Below are 11318 nucleotides of genomic sequence, written 5' to 3' on the forward strand. Positions count from 1 at the left end.
TCTTGGTTGCAATTTCGATCAATGTTAGAATACAAAGCAAAATGGTATGGCAAACAAGTCATTGTCGTATCGAAAACATTTGCTTCCAGCCAATTATGTTCTTGCTGTGGATATCAAAATAAAGACGTTAAAAATCTAAACCTACGTGAATGGGACTGTCCTTCTTGTCGTACACACCATGATAGGGATATTAACGCAAGTATCAATCTAAAGAATGAAGCGATAAAGCTTCTAACCGCAAGGACTGCGGGGTTAGCCTAATCAATTAGAGTTCGATAGAACTCTTTACTTAGGAATCCCTCACTTCTAAACGAAGTGAAAGTGGGGGTAGTTCAATAGTTTAATTTAGGGATGGTTAATTCTATAGCATTTACAACGCTATCACAGATACAGTATTATCATTAGTATTTGCTATATAAAAATGATTGACGGCTGTTAATCATTTTTATATAGGGCCCGTTGCACCAGTAGGACCTCATTGCTCCGATACTAGTAATGATATATCATCCACAACCACATTGGGAATTCCAATAGAAAAGAGTAAGTCTTTTAATTACTCTTCCATAATACTCAAAACTTATATATGTATGTAGAAGAGAAAATTCTGATATAATTATTCTAATATAGTGTTTAAAAGTAAATCCGTGGGATTAAAATGAAGAATTAAATTGCAAATGTTGATTTATGGCTTGATATACATGATGTTCTATCGATCTAAGGATATTGGGGTTCTAAATTTCTAATAAATTATGTTTGCACCAGAATCATCGCAACTTATACACATCAAAACCTTACCTACCATCATAGTATATTAGTTGTGAGGTGAAAACTTATATGAAATAGATTGATAGAGGAAAGGGAGGGAATTTTCATTACTACAACTGTTATTTCTCATTTTTATAATGAAGAGTATTTATTGCCTTGGTGGCTCATGCATCATACGAAACTATTTGATCACGGTATTTTGATTAATAAAGGGTCAACAGATCGCTCTGTTGAAATTTGCAAACAATTTGCGCCGCATTGGGAAGTTCGAAATTCAGCAAATCCAGAATTCGACGCGTTAGCAACTGATCGTGAAGTGATGGAAGTTGAACAAGAGGTGGAAGGGTGGAAGATGATTTTAAATACGACTGAGTTTCTTTGTGTGCAAGATAAAGAAACATTCTGGGAGTCTCTTACTAATTTAGGAGGAAGGATGTACTGGTTAGAAGGTCTTATAATGGTAGAAGATCCAAACTATAATTATTCAGAACTGATATATACGATACCATTAATGAAACAACGATTTCATGGCTACTTACCAGAAAATTGGAGATTATGGAGAAGAGGCAGATTTATTCATAATCATGAACATGGAAGTTATACGGTTGGCAGGCATTTAACCGCGCATGAATGTACCAATTATCCACCTCTTGCTTGTATTTTATGGTTTGGATTTAGTCCTTGGAATGATGCGATACGAAAGAGAAAATTACAGATTGGTTCAACGCTTTCTGAAGATAGTAAAGCTGCAGGGATGGGGACACATCATGTTATTACGCCAGAAATATTAGAGAAATAGTATAGAGAATTAGCAGCAGGTACACAAGATCTACGTTTAAGTGATGCATATGGCTATGCTTTTTTATAAAGTACTAATTTGAATTCTTAAAAAATGTTTCCCACCACAAAATAGTTGCTTCGATTCCTGTATATATATCGTATTTTGGTTCCCAATGTACTTCATTTTTTAGCCGTAGAACATTCGCGCCAACAAACAAAGGTTCATTATTAGGGAAGGGAATAGCACCTAATTTGATTAAATGTTCTTTCCCTATTCTTTTTGCGATAATAGAGGCTAGTTCTTTAATTTGAATAGAATGACCAGAGGCGACATTTACAGTACCTATTACATCACTGTTTAATAATGAAATAAGAGCATCTGCAACATCGCTTACATGGAGGAAGTCTCGATGTTGTTTCCCATGTGTACATAAAGCCTCCTTATTTTTTAATAATGAAGTAATAATATTAGAAATAAGGCGATTACCATGTTCGTAAGGTCCGTATAAATGAAAAATTCTTCCCCAGCACATGCTGAGTCCTGTTTGCTCAGAATAAGATTGTAGCCAACAGCGTAACGTGTTTTTACATAATGAATACGGATTTTTATAGGAAAGGAGTGAAGAATCTTCAGATAATATACCGTTAATCCATTCGTACTCTGCACCTGTACCAGCTACGACAATTCTCTGACCACCATGCGCTACAAACTGCTGAATTAATGAGATGCTCGATTGTAGCCAATAATAGTTATTGATGGACTCATAACATTTTGGTGGAACTGCTTCCCACGCTAAATGAATGAGGTGAGATGCTTTAATGTGATGAATAAGTTTTTTTACTTCATCATTATTGAGTAAGTTTACTTTATGCCAATGACATAAAATGTGAGAAGGTTTATTTCTATTATAAGTGGCGTGTACTTCATAGCCCATTTGTATTAATGAACTTACTACGTATTTACCAATCCAGCCATTTCCTCCTGTTACAAGGATCTTCTTCATGCTTCGATCACTTCTACTTTCGGAATAACAATTAAAAATTTCCCGCCCCATTCATGAATGAAGGAGCATTCCTCCATAATTTCTTCTTTTAAATTCCAAGGTAAGATGAGAAGATAATCAGGTTTTGTTTGTCTAATTTTATCAGGGGATTTAACTGGAATGCGAGTTCCTGGTAAGTGAAAACCTTGCTTATGAGGGTTTTTATCTACTGTATAAGGAAGAAATTCTTTTCCAATCCCGCAAAAATTTAAAAGAGTATTTCCTTTAGCTGGAGCGCCATAGCCGATAATTTGTTTATTTGAAGATTTTGCCTCAATGAAAAATTTCAGAATATCTAATTTCAATTGTTCTACTTGTTTAGAAAAAAGAAGATAGCAATCTAATTTATGCAGTTCATGATCTGTTTCTTTTTGAATTAATTTCGTAACGTTTGAACTGATTGTTATATTTTTATTTAAATGCTTTATAAATAATCGTAAGGAGCCGCCATGTGTAGAAAGTTCTTCTACGTCTATAACTTGTAAGTTATGGTGTAATAAAATCTTTTGAATACATAGAAGTGAGAAGTAAGAAAAGTGTTCATGATAGATCGTATCAAATTGTTTAGAGGATATGAGGTTTAATATATGTGGGAATTCAATTGTGATTACACCATCAGGCTTTAATAATGTTTTTAAGCCGGCAATAAAATCGTGTAAGTTAGGAACGTGAGCTAATACGTTATTAGCGACAATTAAATCAGCCTGTAGATTTTCCTCTCGTAACTGTTTTGCTAAATTATCACTGAAAAAGCTTATTTTTGTAGGAATTCCTTTTTGAATAGCGACTTCCGCGACATTTTTTGCTGGTTCTACTCCTAATGTACGAATGTTTCCTTGTTGAAAGTATTGTAATAAGTAACCATCATTGCTCGCGATTTCAATAACTTGCGAATGAGAGGTTAAGCTGAAACGTTTAATTGCCATATCTACGTATTGTTTCGCATGCAATAGCCAACTAGATGAATAAGAACTAAAGTATAAATAGTCATGAAAAATATTTTGTGGTGATTCGAATTCATCTAGTTGTACAAGTAAGCAATTGTTACAAACAAACGTATGCAATGGATAGAAAGGTTCCATTTTATATAAGTTTTCTGGAGCTACAAATGAATTAGCGAGAGGGGAAACACCTAAATTTAAAAAAGTATCTGTCAGTAATGAATGACAGAAACGACATTTTTTATGCGACATTTTTATAACCCCTTTATAATTTTTTAAAATGCATTGATTTGTTGTCGCGTGAACCATGCCATGTTTTCACCGGATATATATTTTAGATACCAGTCAACAGTCCAAGCGATGGATTTTTTAATTGATAATTTTGGAAGCCATTCTAAGTCTTTTACCGATTTCGTACTATTGAGTGTTAAAATAGGAGATTCGTAAGGAATGTTAGTAGTAGGAGTGAGTAGTGTCAATTTTTCATCCCATAGCTTCATTATTGTTTGCATTAATGCATTTACTGTTATATGAGGTTGATTGATTAGTCCAAAATTCCATGCTGCTGCATATTTGGCATCTTTCCAAAGTTTTTCAGCTAATCGTACATAACCATTTAGAGGATCTAATACATCTTGCCAAGGGCGAATTAAGCCTGGATTTCTAATACTTAAATGATTGGTGTGGATATAAGCTCGAATAATATCCGGAAACAGACGATTTTCTGCCCAATCTCCGCCATCAATGACATTACCAGCTCTTACGGAAGCTAATTTTGGAATAGAAATACTGTTTGAGTTAAAGAAGAACTTATAATAAGAGGTTGCGACTAGTTCTGCACAAGCTTTACTGGCGCTGTATGGGTCATGTCCTCCAAGACGATCCTTTTCATGAAAGGGTCGATTTCCAGTGCCATTATTTTCATAGCATTTATCACTTGTAACGTTAATAATGACACGTACACTTTCCGTGTGCTTTGCTGCTTCTAATACGTGAACAGTCCCTAAAACATTTGTTTTAAATGTCTCAATAGGATTGTTATATGAAGTTGTAACTAACGGCTGAGCAGCTAAATGGAAAATAATTTCTGGTTGATAATGCGTGATTGTTTTTAATAAGGGAGGATACTCTGTAATATCTCCGGTTACAGAATGACATTCTTTTGCTGCGTTAGACTGTTCAAAAAGGTATGGAGTTGATGGAGGGTGAGAAGAGTATCCAATTACTTCTGCACCTAAAGAAGTTAAAAAAAGTGTAAGCCAAGTTCCTTTAAATCCTGTATGTCCGGTAATAAATACCTTTTTTTTATGCCAAAAAGATGTAGTAACCATATCATATTACCAAACCTTCCATGGAGCATGATTGCTTTCCTATAATTCCACTAATTTTTTCTTGTCACGTAGTGTGTCCATAGGATGCCAAAAGCCTGTATGTTGATATGCAGTAAGCTCTTGTTTGTTTACTAGCTGAACTAAAGTATCAGTTTCAAAAACACAAGTATCACCGCTAATATAATTGAAAATTTCATGGTTTAGAACAAAGAATCCACCATTAACCCAACCGCCATCGCCTAAAGGCTGTTCTTTAAATGCTAAAACGGATTGCTCATTTAATATAAGAGAACCAAATCTACCGGGAGGTTGAACAGCGGTTACAGTAGCCATTTTTCCGTGTTGTTTATGAAATTTGATGAGTTCTTGTAGATTTACATTGCTCACTCCATCGCCATAAGTAAGCAAAAAAGGTTCGTCCCCAACGTATTTTTGTATCCTTTTAATGCGTCCACCAGTTTCTGTTTTTTGTCCTGTATCAATAAGTGTGACTTTCCAAGGTTCTACATGATGTGAATGACTAGTTATTGTGTTGTCACATAATTGGATTGTGAAATCTGACATGTGTAAGTTGTAATTAAGAAAAAATTCTTTAATTACATAACCTTTATAACCTAAACAAATAATAAATTCCGTAATACCATGGTGACTGAAGAGGCTCATAATATGCCAAAGAATAGGTTTTGTGCCAATTTCAATCATAGGTTTTGGTTTTAAATCTGTTTCTTCCCCAATTCTAGTACCATATCCACCAGCAAGAATAACAGCTTTCATCTTCTCCTCCTAAAACGTCAAAAATCATAGTATCTTTTTACTGTATTCATCTATTTTATAAATGGTGTTATTTTTGTAAAGTATGAAGGGAACGGTTATGAAAAATGGGAGAGATTATAAATATTTTTAGTAGCAATACTTTAGAATAATGTGCTAAAAAGAGAGTATTTTTATTTTGTATAATACAAATCTAATAATTATAAAATGTTATTCTACATATTGAGGGATCACCCCACATCGCTATCAAGCTAACAAAACAAAATACCCTATAAAATGAAAAAATACGCTATTCTTTCTGTAGAATATAGGAAAGGATGGTGTTTTTTATGTCTGTTTCTGTGTCTGACGAATTACAACTATTTGCTCAAGAAATTCAAGTTTTTTTATCTCTAAATACCTTAAGGAATCTTGCTAGAGATGTTGGTTTTGTAAAAAGAACCAGTAAATATCAATCAAAAGATTTAGTCGCTTTATGTGTATGGATGAGCCAAAATGTCGCTAAGAATTCTTTAACTCAGTTATCTAGCTGTTTGGAAGCATCAACTTTTCTTGTCCAAAAACAATGATAGGTATAGAAATATCCATTTTCATGTCTTTGTACATTTCTACAACTGTAGAAAGACATAAAAATCTAAACTAAAATTTCATGAACAATCGTTGATAAATAGCCATTATCATAAATTTTGTAGGTACTTTCATGTCTCAATAAAGGGACAAGAAAGTCTAAACTTTTTGAACATAGGACAAGAAACTCTAAACTACTTATCCAGTAATAATACAATATTCAAAAGTAAGCTTTTGAATATTAGTTTACTTTCACAGTATCATTAAGAAAAACCACAACAATTGCTTTGGTTTTTCTTTTTGTCGACCAAGACTATGTTGTAAATGCTCATAGCATTATACGTTGAATTTTTAAAAAGTATTAAAATGTAAAGCTTTTTAATAAATGTTTTACTTTAGGATTTGTTATGTATTTATTATTAAAAGTATCGTGCGTATTTCAGGTCAGAGGAACGCTTTAGGGTGTCCTTTCTCTATTTGTCCAAACGTTTTAGTATTTTAATACATACATTAAAGATATCTACATCATAAACATATATATTAAAATTTCGGAGGGACAAAAATGGCAAATTGTACGGGCATAGCTTGTTTTTTATTTACTTCTTGGCCAATAGGAACTGTCGTTACAATTACAACTAGATCTGGACAAATTATTGGACCTGCTACTTTTCTGGGATTAAATCAAACTCTTTGTTTAGTTATATTGGAAGAAGAAGGCTCTATAACACCAGAGTCTACTATTTATACATTCATAAGTTGTGAAGATATAGAAAGTGTTTCACTAACTTCTTAGTCTATGAAATTCGTATCATGTTGGTGTTAACCCATATAGAATATAAATAAGTTAAACAAAAAGCCTAGTAAAAATGAACTGCACCCCAATTGTTAGACTGTGTCTAACAATTGGGGTGCAGTTCAAAACTAAGCTTTTTGTTTAAAAAAATACCTTTTTTCACCTTAATACACTTTTAATTTCATGCTATTTATACAATAAATAATAAAAAGTTTACATTGGGTTTTTATAACTCTTAATACTAATGTACAAATATAAAATTATGAAAAATTACATTATATTCATAGTTGATAATTATCCTCGACGTAACTATAATGATTACAGGTTGAACGATATAATAAATTAAGTATTTTATTAGACCTAAGTGTACATTTAAATACAACAAGAATGGAGATGTTATAAAATGGGTATGAAAAAAGTTATTTTAGCGGGTGCATTAGGAATTGCAGCTCTTGCAGGTACAAATTTACCAGGATTAGAAGCAACAAAAGCGAGTGCAGCTTCTATTGAATCAAATCTATCAACAATTGAGGGGCGTGTAGTTGAGATTTCTAATAATGTTATCTCTGTTGAATCAACAATGTATTCAGAGCCTATTAGTATTTATTTAAACTCTACACCTAATATAAAAGTTGGTGATCAAGTAAAAGCTACTGGTAAAATGATGCGTAATTTCACTGAATTTATGGTTGCAAAGTCTGTTGAAAAAGTTCAAGGTACTGATACATTGCATCAGGGAAGGTATTTAGAACATGTTTTTGCATATGAATATGAAATAGGACATATTACAAAATTAGATAAGTTTAAATATGGAACAGAAGAATCTGATTATGTGAATGTTCAATATACTGGAAAAGATGGAAGTAAACGTGATGTTACGGTTTATTTGACACAAGGACAGAAATTTAATGTAAGTGACAAAGTTAAAGTACATATGGCAAACGCTGAAAGAAGTAATGTATGGTCAATAACAGATGAAATTGAAAAAGTTAATGAGTAGAAGATTTCAACATTAAATGAAGATTAATGGGCTTGGTCTTAATATAAAACTGTATTTTTTCTCTTAATGAAAAGAATTGTTTGTTTTAGTTAATTCTTTTGTTAGGGGTCACCATACATGCCCATCAGCTTAAGAGTAAGAGATTATGCGTGAGCTTTCAGCATATGTGCTAAGAAAGCAGCTGCTGTAACATGAATACATTCCATATATAGGTTGTCAGCATCTAGAGCTTTCACGCTAACTTTTATACTTGTATACTCAAAATCCCTTTGATTTGTTTTTGGATGGTTAAGCGTGTTTCTCTACTCTTTCATATAGAGTAGGTAATTGCTTGTTAAAAGAAAACTTCGATACTAACCAATACGAAAATAACGCTGAAACACATCCTATTAAAGCTCCTATTGCAACATCAAAAGGATAATGAAACCCTACCCAAATAGAAAGAAACACTATTCAAATTTAGTTTCAAAACTTATTAACAAAAATAAAAGATCCTAACTTATTAGTCATATATAATATGTTAGGATTTTTATATTTTAGGTTTTTTATGGATTTAGGTCTTGATAACGCACGAAGTTAGTGTTTTTTGTTGTTGTCACTACATAAAGCAGTTACAACAACAAAGAAACACTACCATTAACGCAATTTTCTGTAAGCAATTGATAAATATAGGGAATATAACCAAATGTCGAATTGATATGCTAATGTTTATATAAATAAATAGAAAGAGGGTAAATTTATGAAACATTATATGAAAGTTTTAATGGGATTGAGTTTTATGTTTGGTTGTATTTTCATTACATCTGGAAATGCTGAAGCTGCATCGGGAGGATGGTATAAAGTGACAGCTGCAGGTAACAATTGTAAAGCTAGGGTGAATACTGATCAAACTGAATATAAGTCCAATAATAAAACCGTAGGCATGCAGTTAGAGGCAGAAGGAAATTGTAGTAAAATGTATTATGATGCGGCTTTAACAGATAGAGGCCTAGAGTCTGTAGCACATGATACAACTGTTGGAAGTTTTTCTTCAAAAACTCCAATAAAACAACTAAAAATAGGTAATGTTCGCGAAAAAGAAACTACAGTTATTATAGTTCAATTATACAAAGATGCCGCTCATACACAGCCTATAGGAAAACTAATTTCAAATAATATTATAATTTATCCTAGGTAACCCATAAATATACTATATAAATTGGCTACTTGGAAATTGAAAATAGGTAACTATATAATCAAAACAAAAGAATCCCTTATTATAAGGGATTCTTTTATTTTGATTATAATATTAAATTTTTTATAGGGCTTCTTTACCCATCGGTATTTAACTAAAGCGAAATTGTAATCCTAAAATAACGTTACCCTTTCCGATAATTCTACAGAAAGAAAAGCTTATTTTTTACAAAATGCATGTTTTGTGTTACCGCCTTTTGCATCTTCAAAATTTACTTCAGTATATTCCTTTGGGTCACCATTATCTCCACATGCTACAGGTACTGTAAATGAGAAAGCTCTTACTATCATTAACGTACTTGTTATGTACAAATTTATTCCTCATTTTACCCCTGAAAAATAGGACATGGTCTGTATTTCATCTCCATTTAGATAGAAGGAAGACGTTTTTTTGTTTTGGGGTATTTTTTTTAGCTTAATAGCAATATGGTAGTACCTTCTTGTAGGACAAGGGTTACAATAACTTGCAGAAAATTACAAATGATTAGAAAATTTTATATCAATTTACTTTATATTCCATATATGTAAAAATAACTGTGAGTACATTTTTTAAAACTTTCCCCTAATAAAGTTTTGAAAGAGTTGTCTCAACATTCCCTATGTTGTAAGTATGCCAAGGAAAGAGAGCCTATATGGGTTCTCTTTTCTTTTAAAATTAATTTTTAACCTCATATTTAAGTAATATAAAACTCTATCAGGGATACCATTGCTGTATTGAACAACAAGGGTAGATAAAACCAATAGTATTGTTTTCGCCTTTTTCATAGATGATTATTAAAGATACTATATAAGAAAAGGGATAAATAAGTATATTTGTCCAGAAAATAAAAAAGTAGCTAGCAAAAGTTAATTGCTCTGTAAATAAGAAGAATATCAATAGAAGATGAAAGTTTGCCTGAATTATGTCTAAGCTTACAATTTTCATTTTTTTGATATGGTGAGGCTTCTTATGGAAAAACAATCCATAAAATAACATGATTTGATTTTATTACACTTGATTATATATTTATTTATTGTATCATTATTTGTAATGGTTAAATTTTCTATAAATGGGAGGTTATATACAATGTTAACTGATTTGCAAAAAAATTTTTTCTCACGGCTACAGATAACTCCGAAAAAAGATGTAAACTTTGAAAATTTACATGAAATTCTTCAGCAAATGGCATATGTAATACCTTATGAAAATTTAGACGTTATGGAAAAAAATGTCCGGAAAATTACTAGAAAAAATGTTCAAGAAAAATTACTACTAGCTCAACGCGGGGGACTATGTTACGAGCTTAATACACTATTATATTATTTTTTACTTGATTGTGGATTTGATGTCTATCGCATATCTGGTACAGTCTACGATTTAGGTGGTGATAAATGGAAACCTGATGATGGACATGTAATTATTATTTTAAATTATAATAATCAAAAATACATTGTAGATGGGGGACTTGCCTCACATCTTCCATTGCACCCAGTTCCATTTAGCGGTGAAGTCGTCTCATCTCAAACGGGAAAATATCGTATTCGTAAACAGAATACTGAAAAAGGAACTTACCTACTTGAAATGAAAAAAGGAGAAAATGGGGAGAGTGCTCAATTCCTTAATTCTGAACCTACTAATACATGGTGTACTGGGTTTGCGTTTTCATTAAATGAAATTGATTCTAACAAAGTAAATGCTATACAAAATATTATTGTGGAGCACCCCGAATCACCTTTTAATAAAGGATACATTGTCTGCAAATTAATTGAAGATGGACATATTTCACTTACTAAAAAAAGTTTTACGGAAACAAGGAAAGGTAAAAAAAGCAAACGAACTATAAATGAAGACGAATATCAGCAAATTCTTAAAGAAGTATTCAATATTTCTCTAAATAAATACCCTGATAAAATTTTAGAGAGAGGCTAGCTAACACTAACTCATATAAAATTCCTTTGTTAATTATAACTAGATTTCTTTAAATATAATTACATTTTATAACTTTATACAATTTCAATTTGGGTAGTTAATATAATTTATTTACAATATGTTTTAAGAGTGGAAAAGCATAATTTTTTAAGAAGTAGTAGAAAAAGCACTCGAAAGAGTGCTTT

At 31.9% G+C, this 11318-nt stretch carries 10 protein-coding genes and 3 pseudogenes; 7 read left to right on the top strand and 6 right to left on the bottom strand.

Going from position 1 to position 11318, the window contains the following annotated elements; genetic code table 11:
* Together DN403_RS24210 and DN403_RS24215 are read left to right on the top strand one after the other, a co-directional pair.
* Positions 1 to 261 (top strand): zinc ribbon domain-containing protein (locus tag DN403_RS24210; RefSeq protein ID WP_149185822.1); only part of this gene is annotated, 261 nt, incomplete at its 5' end.
* Between the two features lie 610 nt (positions 262 to 871).
* Positions 872 to 1633 (top strand): annotated as a pseudogene (locus DN403_RS24215) (glycosyltransferase family 2 protein).
* Between the two features lie 4 nt (positions 1634 to 1637).
* On the opposite strand, the gene DN403_RS24220 reads toward DN403_RS24215, so the two are convergent.
* From DN403_RS24220 to rfbF, 4 genes are read right to left on the bottom strand one after another with little or no spacing between them, the layout of a single operon-like run.
* The gene (locus DN403_RS24220) at positions 1638 to 2549 is read right to left on the bottom strand and encodes an NAD-dependent epimerase/dehydratase family protein (RefSeq protein WP_149185823.1); all 912 of its coding nucleotides are present in this window, start codon (positions 2547 to 2549) and stop codon (positions 1638 to 1640) included.
* Positions 2546 to 3781, bottom strand: a complete 1236-nt coding sequence (locus DN403_RS24225) for a class I SAM-dependent methyltransferase (RefSeq protein WP_149185824.1) — start codon at positions 3779 to 3781, stop codon at positions 2546 to 2548. The genes DN403_RS24220 and DN403_RS24225 overlap by 4 nt, the downstream gene beginning before the upstream one ends.
* A 23-nt stretch (positions 3782 to 3804) precedes the next feature.
* Entirely contained in the window at positions 3805 to 4860 is a 1056-nt protein-coding gene (gene rfbG / locus DN403_RS24230; protein WP_149185825.1) for a CDP-glucose 4,6-dehydratase, read from the bottom strand.
* A 39-nt stretch (positions 4861 to 4899) separates the two neighbouring features.
* Positions 4900 to 5634, bottom strand: a complete 735-nt coding sequence (gene rfbF, locus DN403_RS24235; RefSeq protein ID WP_149185826.1) for a glucose-1-phosphate cytidylyltransferase — start codon at positions 5632 to 5634, stop codon at positions 4900 to 4902.
* Positions 5635 to 5960: 326 nt separating this feature from the next.
* On the opposite strand from rfbF, the pseudogene DN403_RS24240 reads away from it, so the two are divergent.
* From DN403_RS24240 to DN403_RS24250, 3 genes and pseudogenes are all read left to right on the top strand, one after another.
* Positions 5961 to 6179 (top strand): annotated as a pseudogene (locus DN403_RS24240) (IS4 family transposase); the annotation flags it as partial.
* Positions 6180 to 6760: 581 nt separating this feature from the next.
* Entirely contained in the window at positions 6761 to 6991 is a 231-nt protein-coding gene (locus tag DN403_RS24245; protein ID WP_149185827.1) for a CGEA protein, read from the top strand.
* Between the two features lie 403 nt (positions 6992 to 7394).
* Positions 7395 to 7991: a hypothetical protein gene (locus DN403_RS24250; protein ID WP_149185828.1), complete on the top strand. Its 597-nt coding sequence runs from the start codon at positions 7395 to 7397 to the stop codon at positions 7989 to 7991.
* A 288-nt stretch (positions 7992 to 8279) separates the two neighbouring features.
* Here DN403_RS24250 and DN403_RS24255 read toward each other — a convergent pair.
* Positions 8280 to 8429, bottom strand: a pseudogene (locus tag DN403_RS24255) (undecaprenyl-diphosphatase); the annotation flags it as partial.
* Between the two features lie 301 nt (positions 8430 to 8730).
* Between DN403_RS24255 and DN403_RS24260 the strand changes: the two are divergent.
* The gene (locus tag DN403_RS24260) at positions 8731 to 9168 is read left to right on the top strand and encodes a hypothetical protein (protein WP_000683725.1); all 438 of its coding nucleotides are present in this window, start codon (positions 8731 to 8733) and stop codon (positions 9166 to 9168) included.
* 215 nt (positions 9169 to 9383) lie between these two features.
* On the opposite strand, the gene DN403_RS31325 is transcribed toward DN403_RS24260, so the two are convergent.
* On the bottom strand, positions 9384 to 9536 hold the full coding sequence (locus tag DN403_RS31325) for a hypothetical protein (RefSeq protein WP_179958947.1): 153 nt from the start codon (positions 9534 to 9536) through the stop codon (positions 9384 to 9386).
* Positions 9537 to 10290: 754 nt separating this feature from the next.
* On the opposite strand from DN403_RS31325, the gene DN403_RS24265 reads away from it, so the two are divergent.
* A complete protein-coding gene (locus DN403_RS24265; protein WP_149185829.1) occupies positions 10291 to 11133 on the top strand; it encodes an arylamine N-acetyltransferase family protein in 843 nt (280 codons plus the stop codon).
* The last annotated feature ends 185 nt before the right edge of the window (positions 11134 to 11318 follow it).

It is taken from the genome of Bacillus sp. AY2-1, from assembly GCF_008368965.1.
Taxonomy (GTDB): domain Bacteria; phylum Bacillota; class Bacilli; order Bacillales; family Bacillaceae_G; genus Bacillus_A; species Bacillus_A thuringiensis_S.